At 29.8% G+C, this 22,523-nt stretch carries 33 protein-coding genes; 27 read left to right on the top strand and 6 right to left on the bottom strand.

Annotated elements, in window-relative coordinates:
- Position 1 precedes the first annotated feature (1 nt).
- The 27 genes from bpSLO_RS04740 (at position 2) to bpSLO_RS04610 (ending at position 17,605) form a co-directional block, all read left to right on the top strand.
- Positions 2–1,354 carry a PBSX family phage terminase large subunit gene (locus tag bpSLO_RS04740; protein ID WP_246989878.1) on the top strand — a complete coding sequence of 451 codons (1,353 nt, stop codon included), beginning with the start codon at positions 2–4 and terminating at the stop codon, positions 1,352–1,354.
- A 41-nt stretch (positions 1,355–1,395) separates the two neighbouring features.
- A complete protein-coding gene (gene bdr, locus bpSLO_RS04735) occupies positions 1,396–1,995 on the top strand; it encodes a Bdr family repetitive protein (protein WP_246989877.1) in 600 nt (199 codons plus the stop codon).
- 170 nt (positions 1,996–2,165) lie between these two features.
- The gene (locus bpSLO_RS04730; protein ID WP_246989876.1) at positions 2,166–3,383 is read left to right on the top strand and encodes an anti-CBASS protein Acb1 family protein; all 1,218 of its coding nucleotides are present in this window, start codon (positions 2,166–2,168) and stop codon (positions 3,381–3,383) included.
- A 1-nt stretch (position 3,384) separates the two neighbouring features.
- Positions 3,385–4,047: a DUF1357 family protein gene (locus bpSLO_RS04725; RefSeq protein WP_246989835.1), complete on the top strand. Its 663-nt coding sequence runs from the start codon at positions 3,385–3,387 to the stop codon at positions 4,045–4,047.
- A 12-nt stretch (positions 4,048–4,059) separates the two neighbouring features.
- The gene (locus bpSLO_RS04720) at positions 4,060–4,623 is read left to right on the top strand and encodes a DUF228 domain-containing protein (protein WP_025407628.1); all 564 of its coding nucleotides are present in this window, start codon (positions 4,060–4,062) and stop codon (positions 4,621–4,623) included.
- Positions 4,623–5,432: a DUF228 domain-containing protein gene (locus bpSLO_RS04715; protein ID WP_025407627.1), complete on the top strand. Its 810-nt coding sequence runs from the start codon at positions 4,623–4,625 to the stop codon at positions 5,430–5,432. Before bpSLO_RS04720 ends, bpSLO_RS04715 begins: the two co-directional genes overlap by 1 nt.
- Before the next feature lie 34 nt (positions 5,433–5,466).
- Positions 5,467–6,030, top strand: coding sequence for a DUF228 domain-containing protein (locus bpSLO_RS04710; RefSeq protein ID WP_025407626.1), 564 nt, complete (start codon positions 5,467–5,469; stop codon positions 6,028–6,030).
- Between the two features lie 9 nt (positions 6,031–6,039).
- The gene (locus bpSLO_RS04705) at positions 6,040–7,017 is read left to right on the top strand and encodes a hypothetical protein (protein WP_246989875.1); all 978 of its coding nucleotides are present in this window, start codon (positions 6,040–6,042) and stop codon (positions 7,015–7,017) included.
- 23 nt (positions 7,018–7,040) lie between these two features.
- Positions 7,041–7,436, top strand: a complete 396-nt coding sequence (locus bpSLO_RS04700; protein ID WP_025407623.1) for a DUF3890 domain-containing protein — start codon at positions 7,041–7,043, stop codon at positions 7,434–7,436.
- A complete protein-coding gene (locus bpSLO_RS04695; RefSeq protein WP_025407622.1) occupies positions 7,436–7,813 on the top strand; it encodes a DUF1506 family protein in 378 nt (125 codons plus the stop codon). The genes bpSLO_RS04700 and bpSLO_RS04695 overlap by 1 nt, the downstream gene beginning before the upstream one ends.
- Positions 7,804–8,172 (top strand): hypothetical protein, encoded by a 369-nt coding sequence (locus bpSLO_RS04690; protein WP_025407621.1) that lies wholly within the window; start codon positions 7,804–7,806, stop codon positions 8,170–8,172. The genes bpSLO_RS04695 and bpSLO_RS04690 overlap by 10 nt, the downstream gene beginning before the upstream one ends.
- Positions 8,169–8,717, top strand: coding sequence for a DUF764 family protein (locus bpSLO_RS04685; RefSeq protein WP_051480059.1), 549 nt, complete (start codon positions 8,169–8,171; stop codon positions 8,715–8,717). Before bpSLO_RS04690 ends, bpSLO_RS04685 begins: the two co-directional genes overlap by 4 nt.
- Complete coding sequence (locus bpSLO_RS04680; protein ID WP_025407620.1) at positions 8,718–9,845, top strand: DUF787 family protein; 1,128 nt, start codon at positions 8,718–8,720, stop codon at positions 9,843–9,845.
- Positions 9,846–9,848: 3 nt separating this feature from the next.
- The gene (locus bpSLO_RS04675) at positions 9,849–10,268 is read left to right on the top strand and encodes a DUF1463 family protein (RefSeq protein ID WP_025407619.1); all 420 of its coding nucleotides are present in this window, start codon (positions 9,849–9,851) and stop codon (positions 10,266–10,268) included.
- A gap of 22 nt (positions 10,269–10,290) precedes the next feature.
- On the top strand, positions 10,291–10,713 hold the full coding sequence (locus tag bpSLO_RS04670; protein ID WP_025407618.1) for a DUF1473 family protein: 423 nt from the start codon (positions 10,291–10,293) through the stop codon (positions 10,711–10,713).
- 16 nt (positions 10,714–10,729) lie between these two features.
- Entirely contained in the window at positions 10,730–10,966 is a 237-nt protein-coding gene (locus bpSLO_RS04665) for a DUF1322 family protein (protein ID WP_025407617.1), read from the top strand.
- Positions 10,963–12,300: a DUF759 family protein gene (locus tag bpSLO_RS04660; RefSeq protein ID WP_246989874.1), complete on the top strand. Its 1,338-nt coding sequence runs from the start codon at positions 10,963–10,965 to the stop codon at positions 12,298–12,300. The genes bpSLO_RS04665 and bpSLO_RS04660 overlap by 4 nt, the downstream gene beginning before the upstream one ends.
- Positions 12,301–12,304: 4 nt before the next feature.
- Positions 12,305–12,940 (top strand): DUF792 family protein, encoded by a 636-nt coding sequence (locus bpSLO_RS04655; protein WP_025407616.1) that lies wholly within the window; start codon positions 12,305–12,307, stop codon positions 12,938–12,940.
- A 4-nt stretch (positions 12,941–12,944) separates the two neighbouring features.
- The gene (locus bpSLO_RS04650) at positions 12,945–13,928 is read left to right on the top strand and encodes a DUF693 family protein (protein WP_246989889.1); all 984 of its coding nucleotides are present in this window, start codon (positions 12,945–12,947) and stop codon (positions 13,926–13,928) included.
- Positions 13,877–14,209 carry a hypothetical protein gene (locus bpSLO_RS04645; RefSeq protein WP_025407613.1) on the top strand — a complete coding sequence of 111 codons (333 nt, stop codon included), beginning with the start codon at positions 13,877–13,879 and terminating at the stop codon, positions 14,207–14,209. Before bpSLO_RS04650 ends, bpSLO_RS04645 begins: the two co-directional genes overlap by 52 nt.
- Positions 14,206–15,087, top strand: a complete 882-nt coding sequence (locus tag bpSLO_RS04640) for a DUF276 domain-containing protein (RefSeq protein WP_025407612.1) — start codon at positions 14,206–14,208, stop codon at positions 15,085–15,087. Before bpSLO_RS04645 ends, bpSLO_RS04640 begins: the two co-directional genes overlap by 4 nt.
- Before the next feature lie 14 nt (positions 15,088–15,101).
- Positions 15,102–15,707 carry a DUF735 family protein gene (locus tag bpSLO_RS04635; RefSeq protein ID WP_025407611.1) on the top strand — a complete coding sequence of 202 codons (606 nt, stop codon included), beginning with the start codon at positions 15,102–15,104 and terminating at the stop codon, positions 15,705–15,707.
- A 16-nt stretch (positions 15,708–15,723) separates the two neighbouring features.
- Positions 15,724–16,230, top strand: coding sequence for a DUF685 domain-containing protein (locus tag bpSLO_RS04630; RefSeq protein WP_246989872.1), 507 nt, complete (start codon positions 15,724–15,726; stop codon positions 16,228–16,230).
- A 92-nt stretch (positions 16,231–16,322) separates the two neighbouring features.
- Positions 16,323–16,637: a DUF685 domain-containing protein gene (locus bpSLO_RS04625; protein WP_246989870.1), complete on the top strand. Its 315-nt coding sequence runs from the start codon at positions 16,323–16,325 to the stop codon at positions 16,635–16,637.
- Positions 16,638–16,702: 65 nt separating this feature from the next.
- A complete protein-coding gene (locus bpSLO_RS04620) occupies positions 16,703–16,918 on the top strand; it encodes a BlyA family holin (protein WP_246989868.1) in 216 nt (71 codons plus the stop codon).
- Positions 16,915–17,250, top strand: coding sequence for a BlyB family putative holin accessory protein (locus tag bpSLO_RS04615; RefSeq protein ID WP_246989888.1), 336 nt, complete (start codon positions 16,915–16,917; stop codon positions 17,248–17,250). The genes bpSLO_RS04620 and bpSLO_RS04615 overlap by 4 nt, the downstream gene beginning before the upstream one ends.
- A gap of 1 nt (position 17,251) precedes the next feature.
- Positions 17,252–17,605: a BBA14 family lipoprotein gene (locus bpSLO_RS04610; RefSeq protein ID WP_025407608.1), complete on the top strand. Its 354-nt coding sequence runs from the start codon at positions 17,252–17,254 to the stop codon at positions 17,603–17,605.
- Positions 17,606–17,672: 67 nt separating this feature from the next.
- On the opposite strand, the gene bpSLO_RS04605 is transcribed toward bpSLO_RS04610, so the two are convergent.
- The 6 genes from bpSLO_RS04605 to bpSLO_RS04580 all read right to left on the bottom strand — a co-directional run bounded on the left by bpSLO_RS04605 (position 17,673) and on the right by bpSLO_RS04580 (position 22,523).
- The gene (locus tag bpSLO_RS04605) at positions 17,673–18,758 is read right to left on the bottom strand and encodes an ERF family protein (protein WP_246989887.1); all 1,086 of its coding nucleotides are present in this window, start codon (positions 18,756–18,758) and stop codon (positions 17,673–17,675) included.
- Between the two features lie 235 nt (positions 18,759–18,993).
- Entirely contained in the window at positions 18,994–19,425 is a 432-nt protein-coding gene (locus bpSLO_RS04600) for a DUF1640 domain-containing protein (protein WP_246989886.1), read from the bottom strand.
- A 40-nt stretch (positions 19,426–19,465) separates the two neighbouring features.
- The gene (locus bpSLO_RS04595; protein ID WP_246989885.1) at positions 19,466–20,035 is read right to left on the bottom strand and encodes a chromosome replication/partitioning protein; all 570 of its coding nucleotides are present in this window, start codon (positions 20,033–20,035) and stop codon (positions 19,466–19,468) included.
- 83 nt (positions 20,036–20,118) lie between these two features.
- Entirely contained in the window at positions 20,119–20,883 is a 765-nt protein-coding gene (locus bpSLO_RS04590; RefSeq protein WP_246989884.1) for a ParA family protein, read from the bottom strand.
- Complete coding sequence (locus bpSLO_RS04585) at positions 20,859–21,419, bottom strand: DUF226 domain-containing protein (RefSeq protein WP_246989883.1); 561 nt, start codon at positions 21,417–21,419, stop codon at positions 20,859–20,861. The genes bpSLO_RS04590 and bpSLO_RS04585 overlap by 25 nt, the downstream gene beginning before the upstream one ends.
- Positions 21,420–21,428: 9 nt before the next feature.
- The gene (locus bpSLO_RS04580) at positions 21,429–22,523 is read right to left on the bottom strand and encodes a plasmid maintenance protein (protein ID WP_246989882.1); all 1,095 of its coding nucleotides are present in this window, start codon (positions 22,521–22,523) and stop codon (positions 21,429–21,431) included.

Raw genomic sequence — 22,523 nt, 5'->3', positions numbered from 1 at the left:
AATGGATATATATAAACTACCTATATTTAAAGAAATGGAGCGAGAGTACAAGCGTGATTTTGGTATTGATATAATGGATTTTATTAAACCGAAAGCATTGGAGGTTGATTTTAAAGGGTTTGAGGAGAGACACTTAACTAAAAAGCAACGAGAAGTACTTAAATCTATTGAAAAACATAGACAAACTAAAATAATCCTATCAGGTGGTATTGCTAGTGGTAAAACATTTCTAGCATGTTATCTATTCTTAAAAATACTGCTTACAAATAGGAATGTGTATAAAAAAAATACTAATAATTTTATAATAGGAAATTCCCAAAAATCATTAGAGGTTAATGTTATGAGTGAGTTAGAAGATATTGCTAGTATGCTTAAGATCCCCTTTAGGCCAAAATTTTCTAATACATCATATTTTGAAATAGACTCGCTAAGAGTTAATTTGTATGGAGGAGATAGGGCAAGTGATTTTGAGAGGTTTAGAGGCTCTAATTCAGCGCTTATTTACGTTAATGAAGCAACAACACTGCATAAGGAAACATTAATAGAATGTTTAAAAAGGCTTAGAGTAGGAATGCAAACCATTATATTTGATACCAATCCTGACAGCCCGGAGCATTTTTTTAAAACAGATTATATTGATAATACAGAAATTTACTCTACATATAACTTTACAACATATGATAATGAATTAATACCCGCGGAATTTATTAAAACCCAAGAAAAAATTTACAGGGACATTCCAACATATAAAGCAAGGGTACTACTTGGAGAATGGGTCGCATCCTGTGATGCGATATTTACTAATGTTAATCTTACAAGTAAGCATGAATTTATCTCCCCAATAGCATATTTAGATCCTGCATACAGTATTGGAGGAGATAATACAGCTATTTGTGTGTTAGAGCGAGTAGATCAAAGTTATTATGCGTTTATATTTCAAGAAAAGTTACCAGTAGGTGATCCTAAGATGTTAAATACAATTAAAACTATACTTACAAATCTTAATGTACACAAACTATATGTTGAAGATAGGGATGATATTTCTGGGCATGGGAATGTGACTAAAACGTTTCTTAAACTTAGAGCGGGTATGAGTCATAATTTTAAAATTGCTCCAATTAAACCTATAAGTAATAAATTTACTAGAATTGCTACGTTAATAGAGCCATTTGCAACATCTAAACTTAGTATTATGGATTATTCAAGTAAGTCAGCTATATCTGATATTTATAAGTACAAAGGAGATGGTAAGAGTGATGATGATTCATTAGATAGCCTGTCAGCATCATATATGTTATTGACTTTGGGTGCTCGTTCTCTTAAAGCACATTTTACTAAAATAAGGTTCATATAACACTTAAAATATTATATAATAATTACATAAGGAGTGTTTTTATGGGACTTGCTCAACCAGTTATTACTCAGCAAATGGTTATAGCTGAACTTACTAAAGCCGGTATTAAGAGAGATATCGCTATTGATCTGTCTTACAGATATTATAAAAATGAACTGACTTACAAAGATATTGAATTCTTAAAAGAAAACTTTGATATTAAACTTGAAAAGGTTGAAGCTCTTTTACAAGCTGAAATTAAATCTGTAGAGACAAACTTAAAATCTGATATTAGAGATCTCGATAATAAATTCGATTCTAAATTCAATGAACTCGATAAAAAAATTGACACTGTAGAGAATAACTTTAATCTTAAACTTGAAAAAGTCGAAGCTCTTTTACAAGCTGAGATTAAATCTGTCAAAACTGAACTTGATAACAAGATTGATACCAAATTTAATGAACTCGATAACAAAATAGATACAGTTGAAAATAATCTTAACACTAAAATTGATACCAAATTCAATGAACTTGATAATAAAATTGATACCAAATTCAATGTACTTGATAATAAACTTAAACTTCATGGTTGGATGTTTGGTACTCTTATTACTCTTAATATAGGAATATTCTTAGCATTAATGTCATTATTAGTAAAGTAAATTTATTTATCTAAAGCCTTCCCTTATTTAATTGACCTTCTGTCAATTATTTTTTTTAGTCATTTTTTTACAAAAATTATTTAAATTTTGTTAGAAACAATTAGTTTTTGTCAATTGTTGCGTTATATTTTCTCCATATAATTAATTTATGGTTAAAAGTTAAAGATATCATGATTTTAAATAGCAATATAAACGCAAGAGACTTATACCGTTACTCAATATTTTTTAGAAACTACATTTCAAATGTAGCAGAAGACACTCTTAAGAATGGAATCACTTTAAATAGTATTGATACTGCTTTTAATGTTAATGATGCTTTAGAAAACTTGAAAATAGAGTTAAAGAAAGCATTATTGCAGTGCCTAATTAGTTACCGTTTTAATGGTGTTGGATACATTTTAGTTAAAACTGCTGACGTGCTAGAAGATTTACACTTAAGTGTGAACCTAGAACTTCCTATTGGGTTTATGTATCTTGACTACGATAATGTTCGTGATGAGGGGCCTGACTTTAATTATATAACATACACTTTCAAAATAAATACAGATGAGAAGATATCTTATAGAGATTTCAAGATTCATAAGAGTAGGGTAATCATACACTCCAATTATGATTATATACTTAAAGCCTACAGTCCATGTTATACGCAAAGTTTTTTGCTTAATATATATCTTTTTGAACAAATATATAAAGAAATAGAGCGGAGAATAGAGCAACATAACTTTTTGTTTTACAAGGATGAATCATTAGTAACATTACAAGATGCACTAAGTGATGCTACGACTTCATTAGAGCTTTTAACTAAGGGCGTTAATTATAAGCCAAGTATATTTTCTAACCTGTTTAAAAGCAATGTAGATGAAAATCAAAATCATATAAGCACATTTAAGAGTGTAAATAGCGATTTAGAGCGAGAGCTTACACGGCTTAAATCTAACTTAAATAATAATGGTATTTTTTACAGTGGAACACCAGATGCTTCACTGGAGGTTATTAAGTATGATTTAACCTATTTAAAGGAAGCATTAACCTTAGTAAAGGCAAAGATAGGTGCTGACACAAAAGAGCCATTAACTAGAAGTTTTAATGAGCAAACCAAGGGGCTTGGAAATGATGGGAAAGGGGATAGGTCTAATTATTATGACTTTTTAAAAAGTGTTCAAGAACAAATTGAAGTTACTATTAATAGTAAACTTGTTAAGTATTTCAATCTTAAGATGCATTTTAATTCACTGTATGTGCTAAGTGAAGAAGAAAAAATAGAGCGAGATATGAGATTACTTGAAATGTATGACAAGTATGTATCTTTAATGCTAAATCCTGCCTTAAGTACAGTTGATAAGGCAAATTTACAAGACAGATTATTTATAAAAATAAAAGGAGATTAATATGGAAGTAGAGAAGACAAATGACTCTGTAAAGACCGCTACTGATACAGAATCAGTAAGTAAAACACCGGTTATGGTGAGTATAAGTGCTGCTGAATATGAAGAATATAAAGCGTATAAAGCAACAAAAGAATCTGATAATAAGGCTTTAAGTATTAATGAGCGTGTATCAAAAGAACTTGCTGAGGTTCAGGAGCGTGCATTATTACAAGATAAACTCTTAAAGGAAGCAACACGTATCAATGAGATTGATACACTTGCAAGTAAATACTTAAGTAATCACTTTAATAAAGAGGCATTACTCTCTAAAGGATATTCACTTGATGAGATACTCTTAGCCCAAAGCCGAGAGCTTGTTCGAAAATATGTATTACCTGAAGAGATAAAAGCTATAGCTAAGGTTGAATCAACAGAACATCTTGAAGGAAAGATATTGGAACAGCTTTTAGATTTGGCAAAGGTGAATATAAAACATAGAAAGCGTAATGTGAGTATGAGTGATGTTTCTTCTAAAAATGGGAGTGTTAAATTTAGAGAGACAATATCAATCTCAGATCCAAATTTCAGACCAATTAATCGAAGTGAGATTACAGAAGGTATGATACAGTTTCATATAAATAAACAAAAACAGACTTCCGAAAGAATAAACAAACGCAGTGCTTAAGGGGAGGTTAGTGTGTCTAATAATATCACGCAACTTAAAAAAGAATATGAAGATAAACTTAAAGAAATCAAAGCATTAATGAAGAATCCTAGTAGGGACTTAGCTACTTTTAGTAACAATACTGATTTTAGAGATAAGAATTTACATTTTAGTAATTCTGGTGGAACTAGTACAAGTTCAGATACTGTAATTGTTAACTATCCAATTAAGGGATATCCATACAAGAGAGGAGTAAAGTTATCTTTTGAAGGTGACTTTGAACCTCGTGTTGAAGCTGGGGGTGGTGATGACCTTTTTGGTATATGTGTTAACATAGATGATTTTACACAAAGGGCAACAGTAGTACCAATTACGGAATATTTTGAAGGGTACTTAGTAGTAAAAAAGGATAGTCAATCTTCAATTAATGCTGGAGATAAATTGTCCTTCAATACAAATGGTGAACTTGAAAAGGCTAGTACTTCAAATAACACTAAAGTGAATGCAATAGCTTTATCAAAAGCATACAAATTAAATGATAGTCTCTACATAATAAATGTTAGTGTATTTGGAAATAGGGCATTGAAGGGTAGTTAATGAGTTCTGTAAGTGAAAAAATAACTACTCCTAGCGGTATTAAAGGTAATAAAGAAGTTCAAGACAGTGATACTTTGCATTCAGATTATGAATTAGAGAGTCAAATGGCAAATTCAGAGCAAATAGAATTTTTAAAAACACTAGATGTAGAAACATTAAATACTCTAGATACTCTAGAGGATGTAGAATCATTGAGAATAAGTAGTCAGCCTAAAAGCCGCAGCAAAAGACATACACCTGCACAAGTAGCGTCACTTGAGACTCAATACAGAGATGCAATCCTAAAGCTTAGACAATACACTAAGAATCAACATGAAGATAGGGCTTTATTTAGTGGTTTTGAGAATGGATTTCAAGATAAGATGAAAATTATTGATTCTAATGCCCTCTCAATATCTAGTAGTGTTGACATTATAGGAAAGTATCCATATAAAGGATGGCCATTCAAGCGTGCTGTTAAGCTTTCAGTAGAGAGTGATACTGTTTATGTCATACCATCTAATGATGAGGATATGTATGGTATATGCATTGATGTTGATGAGAGTACTGACACGGCATCTGTAATTCCAATAACTAATAATTTTACTGGATATTTATCAGCTAGTGATGCAAGTATAAAGATAGCAGATAAATTAGATTTTGATTCAAACGGAATGCTTATAAAAGCAGGAAGTGGTGGCAAAAGAATGATGAATATCGTAGCACTTGATGACGCATTTACCATTGATTTAGCACCAGATGATGCTACCCGTAAGGGACAATACAAATTACATTTTGTTGAAGTAACGGTGTATGGTAATAGATCTTAAAGAATTTTTAATTATCAAAATAGGAGGTTAAATATTGTCATCTAATAATATCACACAATTAGTCAAGGACTATGAAACTAAAAGAGATAAGTTGAAAGGACTTATGAAGAATCCTAGCAATTATTCAGCTACTTTTAGTAACAATACTGATTTTAGAGATAAGAATTTGCATTTTAGTAATTCTGGTGGAACTGCAACAAGCAGCAAGACTAGATTAGAGAATCATCCAACTAAAGGTTATCCATATAAACGAGGTGTAAAACTTGTTGTAAATCCTTTTACCCAAGGCCAGCCACACTATGAACCACATGTTGAACCTGGGGGTGGTGATGATTTATACGGTATATGTGTTAACATAGATGATTTTACACAAAGGGCAACAGTAGTACCAATTACAGAATATTTTGAAGGGTATCTTGTTGCTAAAGATAATTCTATTAAGGAAAAAGATAAGCTTAAATTTAATTCAAATGGTGAGCTTGAAAAGGCTAGTGGATCTACCAATGTCAATGCTATAGCTACATCAGATTCGATTCAGTTGTCAAGTGACGTTTACATAGTAAGTGTAGTAACTTATGGAAATAAGGCTTTAAATTAAGGAGATTTTATGTCAGATTTATTTGATTTGGAATATTATTCAAAAGAAATTGCAAGTGTTATTAATGATGTAAGTACACCAGAATTTTACAAATGGTTAGCAGATGAACAGTTTGAATACATCAATCTTAAAACTGGTTTTGTGAAAAGTATCAAATGGGATGCGTTTGCAAATAAAAATCCTACAGCATTAATAGATGAAGTTAATGTTATCTCAACTATGGGATTTCGTTCAGAAACTATAATGCTTAATTACCTAAAGTTACAGTATAAGTTTAGACATATAAATCAATATGAAGAGAACTTTTATACCCATAACGGATATATTGGAAATCCAAATAACAGTTTGCTTCCCTTTAGAGAAGCATTTAAGCTTACAAGTGATGAGATTATCAAGATTATCGATCATTTTATTTTAACCGGTACTGTCACAGTAAAAAAAGATGGTAGGAGTCAACAAGTATTACTTCCTAATATGTACGGGCTACTTAATATGCCAAATCAAGTTAAAGAAGAAGTTGAGGCTTCTAATAAAGATAAAATGGATAAGATCTTTGAAAAAATAAAGTCAGGACTTGCAAAATTAGAGCTAGGAAAAGAATTCTCAACACCTATGGTGGTATTAGTTGACCCATTAACAAGTTTGAAACTTGTTGAACCATATGCAATACCAAGTACGTCCTCATCATCTAATGTTTATTCTTCAACTGTTTCATGGGAAGATTTCCTTATTAAGACCATAAAGGCTGTTAATAATAGAAGAGAAGTATATATACAGACAAGTCATTTACTAAAAAACCAGATACTCATTTATCCAATGAGTCCAAAATTACTAAAGTTAAAACTAAGTAGATATACGTTACCAATTCTAAATAGACAAATTGATAAGGACTCAACTGATATTGCACATTCATACCTTGATTTTGTACTTGGTGGGCTCTTAGCAACAGACAATACTATTTTGAGAGTTGATATTAAGCAAAGTTAATTATTAGTAGGAGAGGAGTAGATATGTCAGGAGAGCTTCAAACACTTCATAGTAAAGTCTTAAGTTTACTTAACTTAAATGAAGAAATATTATCATTTACACAGTTTGAAACTTACACAGAACTACTTGAAATGATAATAATAACTAAAGGAATTAATGCTCGTGTGATTAGCTCCTCCCATCTGATACTATTGCTTTGTTACTATATAGGCTGCAGGCTAAGTCAAGCAGGGATGATACGTGAATTTGGTCTTGAGAGGATCAAAAATGAAAAGCTAAATGAACTTGAAATTTCATATCACCCTGCTAGTAATGAGACTAATACTACTTTAAGTTTTTGTAGACAGTTTGAATCTTTACTTAGTTCTCTAAAAAGCCAAACAAACATACCCTCTTGTTGTTTAGGATTTATAAGGTGATGAGTAGCATTAGAGATAGACTTTCAAAGTTAGCATCAAGAGTAATCTCTTATTTTAAGAATGAAGAGACTTTAAAACTTTATAAAGGAACCTATGCTTACCTGGAGAATTTAGCCTCGCATGATATAACTTTCAATAAGAATAACTCAAGTGAGTTTAAGGGAGTACTCTTTAGTATAAAAGCTGACACGCTTGCAAGCGTTCCTGAAATTAATCTTTATGATATAAAATCACTTCACAAACTTTATACTACGTCCAATTTGGATTTTGAACTTAAAGATAGAATTTCAGATGAAAGTACATTTTATGAAATTCTAAGTATCGACTCTAGTGTTGGCTATCTTACTATGATTTTGAAGGAAGTAGAATGGAAGTAGAGATTGGTTGGTTTGATAAACGAAATGCTAAAATTGCAAGTCTTCATGAGATGGGTAGTAGCAAATTGCCTTTAAGGTCACATCTTTATGCTGTTGCTGATAATTATAAATTTAGAGAGTATATAAATACACCTTATATAAAGGCATGTTTTCTTCAAAGTCCAAAGAAAGGAATGCAAGCTATAGCAGAAGCATTTATTACTTATTACACAAATTATGTCATATCCGGTAAGGTAAAACCATCACTCTCTAGTAAGACAATTGCTTCTAAGAGAGATAAAGGTTCTCCTCATCCAGAAGTTGCTCTGGTTGATACTGGGGAGATGATAAATTCTATTAGCTATAGGATAAATGAGTGATATTAAGTACACAGAACATACACAAAAGCTTAATCTCTTATTTTAAAATTTTTAAAGAACGTATCTCTAAATTAGAGATAAAGTTAGATTTAATTAATACATACAATCATCCATACATGTCTAAATACACTATTCAATGTGAAAACATTATTGCAATTAAATTTGAAAATATGGACGATCTAACGTTAGGCTCAAGAGCTGGTGCATTTTACAAAAATGTAAATGAGTTTAGTTTGCATTTTCAAATATTCATTTTAAGTCAGGTTATAAACTCTAAAGACAAGGATGCTTATTACACCATGTTTCAAATTTATAGTCTACTTAGCGATTTTATTTACGAGAATACTTGTAAGTTAACACTAGAACAAGAAGAAGATGATAAATACTCAATTAGGGTCAACTTATATATTTACCCTACAACAAATATGCAAAACAGTGGACTTGTTAAAATTGATTCTAATTATAGCAACGCTGCATATTGTTGCAGTCAAGCTTTTAAAGCTAATGTACAAGTAATAGAACAACTAATTAGGGAGGAGAAGTGAATGCCGCAAGATACAATTAGTGTGAATTTGGCACATTCTAGATTAGATATAAATTATGTAAATTACTACGCGCCTTTACTTGTTTACAAATGTGCCAAAATTAAAGTTAACACCACAACACCCAAGGTAAAAATATTAAACTTAAATATAAATAACTTTGAGAGACAGATTGATGCACTTGAGAAAGAAGGTAGTAATGGAGAGGATGAATTTGGTAAGGAAAAGGAGTACTTAAAGAGCGCAATACAAGCATTCTTTTCTTCAGGTGATGCTGGACTTAAATCAGTTAAACTACTTATATATAAAGAAGGCACTGAAGCAAAGGCAATTAAGACAGAGCTTAGAGATAATAGATATACATTTATTGTACTTATAAACACCTATGCAAGTAACAGTGATGGTGGTGATGGACTTACTATTTACAAGGATGATTATACACATTTTAAAGACGATAAGCACTTTTTCGTATTTGCAACTAAAGAATCTGAAATCAAAGAACTATTTAAAAATGGTAGTAACTCTAAAGAAAAAATTATTGTTATCCACTCTAAAGGTGATGAGAACCTTCATTTGCGGTTTATATCTAAATACTTACATGAAGCTAGTATATTTCAAGCTGCTAATCCTTATGGACTCAAACTTAGCGGCATGGAGCCTATTACTGATGATGATACAATTTCTAAACTTAGAGGGGCAAATATTAACTTCTACTCACTTCTTAATGAAACTGGTCTTGATGGTGTTAAAGCTTTCAAAGAAGGAGTAACTCTTTCAGGCACTCCTATTGATGAACTCTTCACTTACCATTATATCAAATATGAATTTACATCAGAGCTTATTAGAGTATGGAATTTTAATGGTAGACAAAATAGTAAATTATCAAAACTGCAACTCTCAGGAGAGCGAGATAATGCTTACAGTGCAGCTATTGAATGTATGCTTAAACGTTTCATTGATGGAGGTCTAATTGTTGCGTACTCTAAGCTTAAGATTCAAGTATCATCAACACCTCAGCTAAAGCTTTTATTATCCGTAGAGATTACTTATAACCACTCTATGAACGCCGTTCTTTTAAACATTACAGCACAAGATATACAAAATTATCTAAATAGCTTAAAGGAGACTTAAACAATGACACAATGTTATGATTTAAGAAACATAGTTTTTTCAATTGGCGGGCATGAGATTCAAAGCGGTAAGTTAGAACTTACAAGTGAACCTACAACAAGAGCGGTAGCTAGCAGTGAAGATAGAGGGTTTCCCATAGTTAGCTTTAGAGACCCTAGAACCATTGTTTTTATATTCAATATTGAGGTTTCAATTGGAACTTATGATTACAAACTGCTAACAAAGCTTTCAAAAGACCAATTCTATAACATGTCCAAAAGTAAAAATGAAAGAATGTTAGATTTAGTATTCAATGACTTGGAAGACATCAAAATCATATCTAACTCTGCATTTTTTGCAGAAGAACCTTCAAGAAGCTACTCTGCTGAGGCTGAAAAGGTTACTTTTGAGATAAGAGCAGTTGGATGCACAGTTGATAATTAAATTTAATAATTAAGGAGGATTTGTGATTACACGTTACAAAATGAATATTTTAACTAAAGACAAAACACATACATTTGAAGTAAGAGTACTTCCTGTCTACAAGTGGGACTCTATATTAGGATTTTCACAAAGTGAAGGCATACATAAACTAAATGAAATTAAATATTTAAGCGAAATTACCAATTTAATGATTAAACCTGGCTTTTTAGATGAATTTTACTTTATTTTAAATGAAAATAGAGAGTACATTACTTACTATAAAGAATATCTTCAAGCCATACTTTACTCAATTCAGTTTGATACATTCAAATCAGATCCTGACTTTAAGAGACCAAATTTAGTTTACTTAAGTCATTATCTAAATAATACTAGTGGCTTTATACAATTTGATTACATTGATGATAGTTGGAATTATGAAGAGATAATACAAAATATCAAAATATAGAAGGTATTTAAAACTTATGAAAAGCAGTAGTAATGAATATATACAAGTATTACATGAAACTAAGCTTGAATATTTTAAGCTACTTGAAGAGATAAAACAAAACAAATATTTCTTTCCAATTATCATGGGTGTTTGCACTTTAAATGACGTAAAAACACTAAATTATAAAGATTTAATGGAAGTTAACAAAATATCTGAACTTAAACTTGAAAAGCAAATATTTGAAATGTTCCTTAGTAAAGGTGTATTATGAATGATACAAAATTTACAATTAAATTTAAAGGTGTACTTGATCACGCATTAACTCGCAAATCTTTAGAACAAGATATAGCCAAACTAGAACGTTTAATTAAACCTAAGCGATCACATCTAAAGAGTACTAGGGATATATTAAAACACAATTTATATGAGAAGAAACGTGAACTAGCCAAACAAAAAAAATATGAACGTTTAAGGGAAAGTGTAGAAAAGTTTAGACTTACTAAGACTAAAAAACTCATTAAGCTTGGATACACATTTGAAGACGCTAGGCGAAAAGCATTCAAGCATTCCTTAATGTCAACTAAAGAGCGAAGACGACTAGAATATGAAGATTTGAAACGTGGGGGGCACAAAGCAACAACACTTAACAAAACCGTTCAAAGTAGTATTCTTAAAGGCGCTAGTATTTTAAAAATCGCTGCTGGGACTGCTCTTGGAAATGCTGTTAGTAGTGGTGCTTCGGGAATATTTAGTTATGCTAAGAAATCTTTAGAAGAAAATGCAAAATTAAGTAAAACACATGCAATTACTTCAAAAGTATTTACAACAGGTGAGAAGAAATCATTAAGTCACATGCTTAAAGGATTTTCCGGTTTTGAAAGGGATTTAGAGAGAGAAGATTTCCTAAACTTGGCTGGGATAATTAGAAAAGAACTCGAATTTTTAGGTCAAAACAATGACAATAATCTTAAAAAGGCAGTAGAATTTGCTGCAAAGCTTAAATCTACTGGGGTTGTTGATGATACTAACTCGGCTATTGCAGCAGTAGTAGAATTCTTGCAAGGTAAAAGCGGTCCTCTCTATGACATTATGAGCTCATTTAAAGAGTTTACTGGTAAATATAATGAACGAGCCGCAATGGAATATGACATACTAGCACCAGGCCAGGCCCTTGATTACAGAAGTCATAAACTAAAGGAAGTAATTAACGATTGGAACTCACTTAAATTTCCTACTTACTCAAGCTCGACAGAAGAGGCTAAAAGTAGCTTAGAAAAGCTTAATGACACAGGTTCAAAACTTACTGCCAAGGTATTAGAACCGTTAGTTACTTCTTTAAACAAAATACTCGATTGGGCTTTAACGTTTAATTTTCAAACACATGTTATTAACCCCTTAATAGACGGGTTTAAAAGTTTTTTCGGTGACATTAACGAATGGCTTATAAAACTTGGCAAGAGAACTTTAAAATTAATACTGCCTAGTAAAATATACAGATTGGTATTTGGCAGCGAACCTGCAACAGATAAAAGTCATTCACCACTCTTAAGTACTGATACTGAAGCAAAATTAGAAACAGACGCAAGTATAAAAACACCAAGGTAAATATATGATATCACAATTTACAACTGATTTTACTTATAAATACAAAGACACAGCACCCCTAAAGGCAACCCTAGACCCTTTAAATCTTACACCATCACAAATAACAAATATCCTTAAAGAAACATTCAATGAAATCTCTACCGTGTTTATGGCATATAATTTCTTAAGTTTATGTCCAAGGATGGACTTTAAAGGACTTGGATATGTCCCTCAAGGGTTCTTCATTTTACCTAAAAGTGAACTAATTAGCACAACTTACACCACAACATGTTCAAAACATCCTGTAATTGACTATTACACACGTAAAGCTGAATATGTAAGCTACAATCCAACTTTTACTGGCGAAGTTATCACACTAAATAATGCTGTATTAACTAGTGCTTATAAGGAACTGCTTAATTTTTCAACTAATACGGCTTTTGGAAAGTTAATTTTTCCTCATACTAGTAATTTAGCAAAACAACAACTGGTTAACAGAGTTGAAGAGAGTGTACCATTTAGCCTCTACAGCCCAACTCTAGGGTTTAGAAGCATAGTTGCAATTACATCTCTTACCCTTAAAGACACAGTATACCTTGATGAGGTTGAAATTAGTCTCACATTAGAAGTTCTTAAAACATTTAATGTATATAAAGGATAAGGAAATGGAAGAAAGGCTTATCAAATACGACTTTAAAATCGAATTTTATAACATAAGTCAAACTAGCACATCAGAAGAAAAACCTAAAATCATAATTAAAACTGAAGACGGTATACACATTGACATATCAATATCTGATATTTACTCAAGCAATAATTATGTGTGTGCAAAGAGAAGCAAGCTAAGTCTTTGGAACTTATCTCTTGATTTTACTCGTAATGTAAATGAAGGAGATATTGTAAAGATATTTTATAAAAAATTCGCAGACTCTAGAGATTATGATTTTATTATGTCAGGGTATTTAGGTGTTCCTATGAGTACTGATTATGATAGTGGTGATTTTAGTGTTGATCTTGAAGTTCATTTGGCAACAAAAAGTAATTACTTCAATAGCAAACTTGACATAAATCAATTTCAAGGCATGAGTGTAGAGAATGCCATCTCTATAGCATTTCCTAATAGACATATAATCAATATGAGTTATGCTGATAGAACAAAAATTATAACTGAAAGTTTTTGTGCAAATACTCCTCTTGAGTTTATTGAAAAGATAACTAAAAAGTATGTTCAAAGTGTTAGGACAGATATTGCACCTAAAGATCACAGACAACTTATTAAAGAATCAGCTCTCAGGCACACTCATGTTGAGTGTAATTATATCTTTACTAACGCCACACCTGAAGCTAAAGATACAAATTATATCTTTCTTGAAGATTTTGGTCTTCACTTTATCCCGCAACAAGAGATTGCTATTGGAAGTACCCGCAATATAAGACTTATATATTGGAATGCCAAGATTATGTATACACACAAACTAAAAGTTGGTGATAGGGTCAAATTTCTAGATTCGCTGGGGAGTGAAGTTAAGAGTAGCATTATAGAGACTAGTGCTGCTGTTAAATTAAGCAATATACTTGCTACCTTGAGGGTTAAAAATTGGATTTACAGATTGACAATCAATTTAATTCTGTCTTTAAACAAGACTTAGCATTAACTAATGGAATAAATGAACAAAAGCAACGTTTATTTATTTTCCTTAAAACTCCAAAGGGTAGTATTAAAAATGCTCCTCATTGGGGATTTGACTATGATCTTGCAGCAAGATTTGCTAAGACAAGCTCTTTAACACAAATTAAAACTTACCTTTCAAATATCATACAAGACCTAAGGATTGATGCTATAAACATTGAAACAACTATTATAAATAAAAAATTAAACATTACATTTGAATTTGCAAACGACACTTTGAATATGGAGATTAAAATATGAGTATTCTCTTTGATCCTGACTTTGGAACTTTAAAACAGGATATCCAACAAATAATTAATACCAAACGTGAATATTTAAGAGACACGTATGGAATTATAATTAATAATGACCCTACATCCATTTACAATATAATTGCAAACTCACTTGCAATAAAAGAATATGAACTAATAGGTGAGGTTAACAAATTATTTTCTCTTCTTAAACCAGATTCTCCTTATTGGAAGGAGATACAAAAACATATAAGCATTAAAAGTACTACCTATGATGCTATAAAAAGTGCATTACTAAATCTTAATGGAATTAGAAATGTCAATATTAAAAGCACAGCTGGTAAGGCTAGTATTTACCTAATATTAGATGACTCGATGATGAATAAAGAGAAGAGTCAAATTACAGACTCCAATCTTAAAGCATTAATTTGGGAGACACTTTATCTTACATGTCCTGTTGGTACTGTTTTTGAAGGCGATATTCTCATAGATGGAATTAATAGCCAAAATCAAAAAATTGATTACAAAGTATCAATTGGAAAACGCAAATACGCATATCTTAAGAGTAAATACAAAGTCAATCTTGAGAATCATATATACTTGAACATTGACTTTAAAATTAGAGAAATTTATACTCGAATTAAAAATAATAACTACACAGATATGGGAATAAGTTTTGAATATCAAGATTTCTTCGCTCCTGTTAATGAAATTAAAGGTGTTCATTGCATTGATGTTTCTGTTGCCATAAAAGATAACCTGGACGTAAAAATTACTGATATTAATACAAGCGAATTCAAGCAAAATGAGAATATTAAAATTGAAGCAAATGAAATTCTCGATCTAAATTTTAATGCTGATAGGTTGCTAATTGATATCTCTTCATAAAAAAAGGATAGATTATGGTAAATATACCGACATTTCTTAAAGACACTCAAGTTGAAAAAATTATAAATACTGAATTAGCATTTATAAATAAAATCATCAAAGAAATTAAAGATCTTATTGCTAATTTCGAAGATATTAATGCTAGTGAGCACCTAAATTCAAGATTCATAGCGTTTTGGTTATCTGATATACTACAAATTATTTACTCAACAAACCAAACACTTGAAACACTTGCTAAAAATATTGATAGTGTACTATTTGCTTTGCGTCATATTGGAACCCATGAATCATTTATAAAACTATTTAAGGCTTTTCTTAATGTTGATATTGTTCCTACTACTCTAGAGCCTGGTGTTATTAACATCAAACTTAAAAGTCATATTAAAACTAATGTTATCGTATTTATTGTAGGTAGTACTCCAAAAAACTCCCCATATAAAAAAATTATCTTTAGAACTAAAAAAAATGGGCAAATCTTTAAAAAAGCTTGGACTATGACCTTGCTTCCTAAAGGATATGAGCATTCAATTTATGCACTTATTAAAAAACTGATCCCTATTGGAAGAGTACTCAAGATACAAGACCATGAGGGTCAATATATAAAAGAATTTAAAGGATAATAGTTAAGGAGATTTTATGTCAAGTCAAGAACCTGAAGGTATTGTAAAACACGATGATACAATTGAGATTAAAAATCTTAATAAATTAACCAAGCTTAAACCCACTGACCTTTTGGTCCTAGATGATGGGTTTTCTAGTTGTCATGCTATTACTCTTGATAACTTCCATAAGGACTTACATACAAAAATATTCCTAGATGATGGTGATCGAAAGAATGATTTCAAACAAGTTATCAAAACACTAATTGCTAATGAATTGCTAAGCGACACCAATTTTATAAACCAAGTTTATAGTCAAGTACTTACCAAATTTTTAAAAGATGACTCTAGTAGTATTTCACAGACATATAATAAAGTTATAGAAAAACTTAAAAATAATGAATCTAGTGTTATGGACACTATTATAAGTAAAGTTACAAGTAAGTTTGAATCTAACTTGCCTGAAGATAATTTAAGCAAAAGTCATTACTTTATAGGACTTTATTACTCTAGTTTAAAAAAATTCCAGTACAAGAATATCTAACTGGTATTAGTAACAGCTTTAGTACAAGTAGTACTACTACAATAAGAGCAACTAGTTATAATAGTGACGGGTTTTATAGAAACACTGTGTACATGTCTAGTTTAAAATATGGACGTTATGTCTTTGACCTTGGGTCCACAGCTACATCTAACAATGAAGAAATTATTATACAAACAGACAGTTCATATGATGATAGTCCCATATATTTAATTGTCAAAGTTACTGCAAGATCTAATTCAACTTCACAATCTGATAAAGAAGTAAGCATAAAATATAGCTATTCTTCAAAACGAACTATCTTTAAGCTTTCAAGTGTACATGGCGGTACAGGTTTTGATGCCAATATTCTAGAAGGTTGGTATATGCAAAAGAATGTGAGTGGCGTTCCTTTACTCGTGAAGCTATAATTTTTATTTGTATTTTTTAGTTTTGTTTTTGCTATATTGATATATAGTTGTAGCTACCAATTTAAATGAGAGGAGACATAAAGTTGAATGAAGTTGAGAATAATGTATTAAATTTTTTACTTCAACTGATTAACATCAATGAAGTGAAGTTAGTTATTATTGGTGCCTTTATCTTAAGTCTTGGACTGATCTTCAAGCCAGCAATCAAAGATATACTAACTATTTTAGCTAGTAAGATAAAAAAACAAGGTAAAGACACAGATAAAGGAGAGGACTTATGAAATTAAGCACTGCTAAATTAAGTGTTGATATTTTAAATAACTTTACCGAAATTATTAAAAATAATCATCACGGTAAAAATACCGCCACTTATATCAATATTTTTACTAAAGTGGTTAATTACTTTTACGTTCTATATGAAGCTAGCATATATCAAATGGAAGGGAGGGAAGCTATTAAACTACTACGTGAAATTGAGGAGATACTAAGGATTAACATTGAAATCATAGAAAATGCTGATGATCACGATGAGCTTACAAAATACACATCACAACTTAGAGCTAAACGTAACAAGATAATGAGCACTTACATCAAAATGCTAAAGGAGGCATAATTTGAGTAAACTTATAAAACTAACCCTTTTAACAGTTATCTTTTCATGTACATCTATTGCGTCACTAACAGAGGAGCCAACACCTCCTAAAACCCAAACTATTAAAGAACTAAGTGTATACGAAGCTAAGTTATCTGATTATGTTATGTACTTACAAGTATTCTTAACTAGAACAAAGAAAAAGGTTAATGACCCAAAGTATCCTAAGTTTACTTACTTTGATACATCAACACTGAAATCTGAGAGTACAATTGATGATTTAATGTTTAATATCAATCTGTTTAAAGAATATATTAGTATAATTAAACCCATTGCCCAAATGGTGTACAAAAGATATTCAAAATTACAAAATTAAATAAATAAAAAAGATAAGCCCTCACCTAAGGGCTTATCTTTTAAAATAAATGGAATAGAGGTCCTGTTTACTCACATAGATACCCAAAATTATTATCACTAGCTATATATCCAAATAATTTGAGTGGACTCTGGCCATATTTTGGCTCTCTATATGTTAAAAATTTAGAAAAACCTTCAATTACTTCTGGATCAGACTCTGTTCTCTTTAAATAATTATTTATAAGCTCAGTCCAATACTTTATAGTTTTAAGCTCTGGTTTGGTTTCAAAAAACTTGAGTATACTCGAATCATCATCATTCTTTAATTGTATTAAAAACTTATCTATCATTTCTAAACTATCAAAAGGTGCATCATCTAATACCGAATGCATCCTTTTAGATGCTTGAAGCAATTTCTTGTAATAATGATACTTAGCGGGTATACGTTTAGGAAGTTTATCAAGACTAATTACAGATTTATGACTTACAGATTGCTGTTTTGTTTCACCTTTAGTTACTCTTTTAGTATTAATATCTTTATCTTTATTTAAAGAATTTACAGGTGAAACATCCACACTACTAACTCTTTCTCCATTAGCTTCTTGAACATGCTCTAAGGAACTAGCATCAGTGTCAACTTCACTCTCAATTAAAAGGTATGCTACAAGAGCATATCTTTTAAAATATGTTATGCATGAACCTACAAGTTGAGGTAATGTATTTTGATTCTTTACTCCAGTGGACGTTAATTCTTCGCTGTAAATAGGTGTATCAAATGACTCGCTATATCCACTCTTGGGACTGTAAAATGTTGTTGTAATAACATTAACTAAATCACCATCAAAATTCTTTATAGTTGGATATTGCATAAAACCAATGTCTAGATTATTGATCTTTATAACATTCTTTATTTCTCTTATTATCTCATTAAAATCTTGATACTTATATCCATATCCATTAAGATTCTTAGCAACACCACTTAAATGCATTTGTAGACTATGCAAAGACTTTAGAAAGTTTATCTTTGATTGATTTTCATTTGTTACTGAATTTTGATTATTTACTCTTATATCTGTTACTTTTCTTACTGACTGTTTACTCTGTTTCTTAACTGCTCTGCGCATTTTAGTTTTTGTATTTTGAATTTTAGTTCTTGTTATTTTATTTGTCATGATTAACTCCTATAATGTATTAATAAAACCAAATATACAGCAAATATTAGTTTTTGTCAAATTACAAACAAAAATTTAGAGCTTAATTAAGAATTCTATTTAAGAGTTCTTAATTAAGCTCTAAAGGCTATTAATGCCGAACATTATAGGTAGTCCTAAAATGATAGCACTACTGACAATAGGTAGCATACAATAAATCTAAAATAAAATCAATCCTTATTTATAAGTAAAATTTTTATCCTATAAAGAACTTACTTATTAGAGACATAACAATAGATATAACTATTGGTATTCCTACTGCTATAATAATAGTGAGCATTCTATTTCCTACACTAAGCTTTTCTAATAAAACTTTATTTGACATATCAAGCTTTTCTAACAGTATTGTATGATTATTTTTCATTTCTTCTCTTAAGACAAGAATGGTGCTTTTCACTTCTTCTCGCAATATCACATTGTTATTTTGTATTTCTTTAAATAAATTTTTCTCTATATTGTCCATCTTGTTATCTAAATCAGATATATCCCTTTTAAATTCTATCTTAGCAAATTCAATATCCTTTTTTAAGTTATTCTCTACATTAATGATTTGTTGTTCTAATGAATTCATCTTTTCCCTTAAGACTTCAAAATTAGAATTATCATTATGAAGTAAAATGAAATTCACAGCTTCTTCAGTAAAGCCCTTATTTAAAAACTCTTCATACTTAGCCTTTTAAACTTTTAAATTTTTTCATAAACTCTTCTAGCAAATCTTTTTTGTCTTTAAAAAGTTCATCCATTAAGAAACTTGTAAACTTGGCATTTTGCTTATAAAAATCATAACTATCTTGATTCTTAAGCTGAAATCTTAATGGCTTTATTGGATTTTGTCTTGATTTCTTTATTGATATACTTCCTTTAGTTTGTATATATCTTATAGAAGCCTGTATCCCATTAACAGTTATAAATTCCTCCTCTATAAAACCTGATTCAATGGCTATCGCTAATTTTATATACTGATAAGCTTGAGATTTTGCAAGCCTAAACGCAGACAAAAAATCCCTAAAAGAATTAAAACCACCTTCTATATAAAGTTTATTTTCATTAATCTTTTTTAAGATTTTCATAGTGTCAATACTATTATATATTTCTGTTTTAATATTATTCTGTAATCGGATTACTAAATTATCAAACTCTTCTTTTCTTTTATTTTGATTATTTGTATCAAGGATATAGTTCAGATCCTTTTGGGGCATTCTGTTTTTGATTTTTAAATCAACCACTTTTTTGCTCATAACACATCTCCTTTTAACCTATTAATTTATAAATAATTTATATTTTAGAAAAACTGTCCGATGCATCGGACAGTTTTTCCTTGCTAAACCAACAACTGTGTTTTAGACAAAAACAAATCTAATACTTTAACATATTCAATAATATAATCTTTTGTAAAATCAAATTTCTCATTACATCCTATCCTTTTATTTAAATCTTCTCTTTCACTTATAACTCCTAAAAATTCATCTTGAGACTTTACAATATTCAATAAAGTTTTATGTGTAATATTCTTTTTAAATCTAGTTATAATTATTAAAACAGGTATACCCGCTACTTCTTTTACAAATTCTCTCAAAACCTCAAATGCTTCGACAGACCATTTTTCAGCTGTCATAGGAGATATTACATAATCACTACTTATCAAAGATGTCTTTAATGTAAAATTCCTTTTAGGATTCGTATCAATTATTATATAACTATAATCAGTTATTACAGAACTTAGCTTATTCTTTAACATTCCTTCAATAAACAAATGACGATTTTCACAATAAAAATCTGTGTTTAAATCATCCACATTTACACAACTAGGTATTAAATCCAAATTATTACCAATACTAATAATAGTTCTACTAATATCTAAGTTATTCTTTATAACTTCTCCTATATTTATTTTAAAAACCTCAATATTTTTATTTTCTAGTTCATCAGAATAATAACTTGTGATACTTGCTTGGTCGTCCATATCGATTAAAAGTACCTTGTACTTGTTTGCTAGTAGGTTAGAAAGTATAATAGCACTTGTACTTTTCCCAACACCACCTTTAATTGATGCGATTGTTATTACTCTTGCTTTTTTTCTATCCATTTGTTTATAAGACCTCCATCTGATAGCTTTTTACTGTAAAATTCATATACTAGTTGCTCTAAGTTTGTGAGTTTTTCAATTAAAGATTTGTAATATTTTGTATCTGTTTTATCTTTTCTAAGTAAGTAAGAAATTCCTCTTAAATAGCAAAAAACACTACCCTTCTTAAATCTAAATTCTATGTAATAAACTTTTGAAAATGTAGATGCCTTCATGACACCATTTTCTTCATATCTTCTAACTACATTCTTTATTGGTTTTCTACAACCATAATAAATACCCAAGAATTTATCATCATCTCTCAAAGCAAACAAACTGAAAAATTCTATCTTTTCTCTATTAAATAATCCTCTAAATGCAATAAAAAATTTGTACTGTTGATTTTTATTAATGCCAAATGAAAATAAATCCATCATAATTTTTGTATGATATAAAGTTTTGCTATTTTTATTTTCTATCTTGATAAAGATAGGTTTATCTCTCTTATCCTTAATTTCTAACTTTTTTTCTTTAAGGCGTTCTAACACACTTTCCATAATTAATCCTTAACTTGTAACTTTTTTAGATTCCCCTGATTTTAAATAATCTTTATTATTTTCCATTAACTCTAAAAGTTCACAGTAGTAATGGTTACTAAATACCTTGTTATATTCTAATTTGTTCTGTTTGCTTAAATAATTCTTTAATATTGGTACCAAAACCGATGTGTTCAATTTGTCTCTTAACTGATCAAGAAGTATGCTAAATACGTTATTCCTAATGTCTCTTTCATTTTCTTTCACGTTTTTATTATCACATTCAACTATTTCTTTAAGTTTCCCTATTATCTTCTTTAAATCGATGTATTTATCTCTTTCTATGATAAAGTGGGGTTTGTTTTTATATTGTTCATACACGTTTTGTATTTGGATCTTTAATTGTTTGCTGTCATATCCCTCATTCTTTAGATTAGCTTTTATCTCATCTAATATCTTACTTAATTCTTTTTGTTTATTCTTAAGCCTACTGTTATTTGGTTTAATGCTATTTGTTTTTTCGTAACTATAATTTTCAGCTATTTTAATGGCTTTAAATGATTGAATTTTAAAATCTTTTTTCGCTTCTAAATTCAAAATAGAAAAGAAAGCATTTGATTTAAATTTGCATTTCCTAGCGTATTTTTCTACTTGTAATCTTTCTATGTATTTTATGTTTTTATCTTCTTCTTTATTATTATAAGAATTATTAAAACACTCCCATTTTTCTACACTACTATTTTTAATGCAAGTCTTTTCAATATATGCACTGACACGTTTTTTGTATCTTTCTTCTTTTTTATCTCTAAAGTGTTTATTGATTATGTGATGACATTCTTTTTTAGAGTATTTAAGTTTATAATGAACTTCAGTTCCCATATTAACTCCCAAATGTCTGTGATAATTAATTGTCACTTTAAATTCTTTTTCTAATTTATATAGATAACTTTGTAGAGTTTTAAGTTTGATAGGTTTTTGGTCATTTTTTTTCATATTGTTATTAAAGTAATAAAGTATGTTGCTTTGAGTGTATTTTTTAAGGTTCAAGTTCACGTAATCTAATGTAGATACTAAAACTATTAATTTGTGTTGGTGTTTGTTGGTAATTTTTTTTATGCTCTCCAT

Origin of the sequence: Borrelia parkeri (assembly GCF_023035815.1) — a bacterium.
Classification (GTDB): Bacteria; Spirochaetota; Spirochaetia; order Borreliales; family Borreliaceae; genus Borrelia; species Borrelia parkeri.
The sequence above is the reverse complement of the archived record's forward strand: the minus strand, read 5'-3'. Positions and strand labels throughout refer to the sequence as shown.

Excerpts from the sequence above, each read along its gene's own strand:
- bpSLO_RS04675 (WP_025407619.1), top strand. The coding sequence starts at position 9,849 with ATGACACAATGTTATGATTTAAGAAACATAGTTTTTTCAATTGGCGGG.
- bpSLO_RS04665 (WP_025407617.1), top strand. The coding sequence starts at position 10,730 with ATGAAAAGCAGTAGTAATGAATATATACAAGTATTACATGAAACTAAG.
- bpSLO_RS04640 (WP_025407612.1), top strand. The coding sequence starts at position 14,206 with ATGAGTATTCTCTTTGATCCTGACTTTGGAACTTTAAAACAGGATATC.
- bpSLO_RS04740 (WP_246989878.1), top strand. The coding sequence starts at position 2 with ATGGATATATATAAACTACCTATATTTAAAGAAATGGAGCGAGAGTAC.
- bpSLO_RS04680 (WP_025407620.1), top strand. The coding sequence starts at position 8,718 with ATGCCGCAAGATACAATTAGTGTGAATTTGGCACATTCTAGATTAGAT.
- bpSLO_RS04725 (WP_246989835.1), top strand. The coding sequence starts at position 3,385 with ATGGAAGTAGAGAAGACAAATGACTCTGTAAAGACCGCTACTGATACA.
- bpSLO_RS04590 (WP_246989884.1), bottom strand. The coding sequence starts at position 20,883 with ATGGATAGAAAAAAAGCAAGAGTAATAACAATCGCATCAATTAAAGGT.
- bpSLO_RS04580 (WP_246989882.1), bottom strand. The coding sequence starts at position 22,523 with ATGGAGAGCATAAAAAAAATTACCAACAAACACCAACACAAATTAATA.
- bpSLO_RS04655 (WP_025407616.1), top strand. The coding sequence starts at position 12,305 with ATGATATCACAATTTACAACTGATTTTACTTATAAATACAAAGACACA.
- bpSLO_RS04620 (WP_246989868.1), top strand. The coding sequence starts at position 16,703 with ATGAGAGGAGACATAAAGTTGAATGAAGTTGAGAATAATGTATTAAAT.
- bpSLO_RS04650 (WP_246989889.1), top strand. The coding sequence starts at position 12,945 with ATGGAAGAAAGGCTTATCAAATACGACTTTAAAATCGAATTTTATAAC.
- bpSLO_RS04595 (WP_246989885.1), bottom strand. The coding sequence starts at position 20,035 with ATGAGCAAAAAAGTGGTTGATTTAAAAATCAAAAACAGAATGCCCCAA.
- bpSLO_RS04660 (WP_246989874.1), top strand. The coding sequence starts at position 10,963 with ATGAATGATACAAAATTTACAATTAAATTTAAAGGTGTACTTGATCAC.
- bpSLO_RS04695 (WP_025407622.1), top strand. The coding sequence starts at position 7,436 with ATGAGTAGCATTAGAGATAGACTTTCAAAGTTAGCATCAAGAGTAATC.
- bdr (WP_246989877.1), top strand. The coding sequence starts at position 1,396 with ATGGGACTTGCTCAACCAGTTATTACTCAGCAAATGGTTATAGCTGAA.
- bpSLO_RS04625 (WP_246989870.1), top strand. The coding sequence starts at position 16,323 with ATGTCTAGTTTAAAATATGGACGTTATGTCTTTGACCTTGGGTCCACA.
- bpSLO_RS04730 (WP_246989876.1), top strand. The coding sequence starts at position 2,166 with ATGATTTTAAATAGCAATATAAACGCAAGAGACTTATACCGTTACTCA.
- bpSLO_RS04635 (WP_025407611.1), top strand. The coding sequence starts at position 15,102 with ATGGTAAATATACCGACATTTCTTAAAGACACTCAAGTTGAAAAAATT.
- bpSLO_RS04605 (WP_246989887.1), bottom strand. The coding sequence starts at position 18,758 with ATGACAAATAAAATAACAAGAACTAAAATTCAAAATACAAAAACTAAA.
- bpSLO_RS04690 (WP_025407621.1), top strand. The coding sequence starts at position 7,804 with ATGGAAGTAGAGATTGGTTGGTTTGATAAACGAAATGCTAAAATTGCA.
- bpSLO_RS04630 (WP_246989872.1), top strand. The coding sequence starts at position 15,724 with ATGTCAAGTCAAGAACCTGAAGGTATTGTAAAACACGATGATACAATT.
- bpSLO_RS04705 (WP_246989875.1), top strand. The coding sequence starts at position 6,040 with ATGTCAGATTTATTTGATTTGGAATATTATTCAAAAGAAATTGCAAGT.
- bpSLO_RS04700 (WP_025407623.1), top strand. The coding sequence starts at position 7,041 with ATGTCAGGAGAGCTTCAAACACTTCATAGTAAAGTCTTAAGTTTACTT.
- bpSLO_RS04585 (WP_246989883.1), bottom strand. The coding sequence starts at position 21,419 with ATGGAAAGTGTGTTAGAACGCCTTAAAGAAAAAAAGTTAGAAATTAAG.
- bpSLO_RS04615 (WP_246989888.1), top strand. The coding sequence starts at position 16,915 with ATGAAATTAAGCACTGCTAAATTAAGTGTTGATATTTTAAATAACTTT.
- bpSLO_RS04715 (WP_025407627.1), top strand. The coding sequence starts at position 4,623 with ATGAGTTCTGTAAGTGAAAAAATAACTACTCCTAGCGGTATTAAAGGT.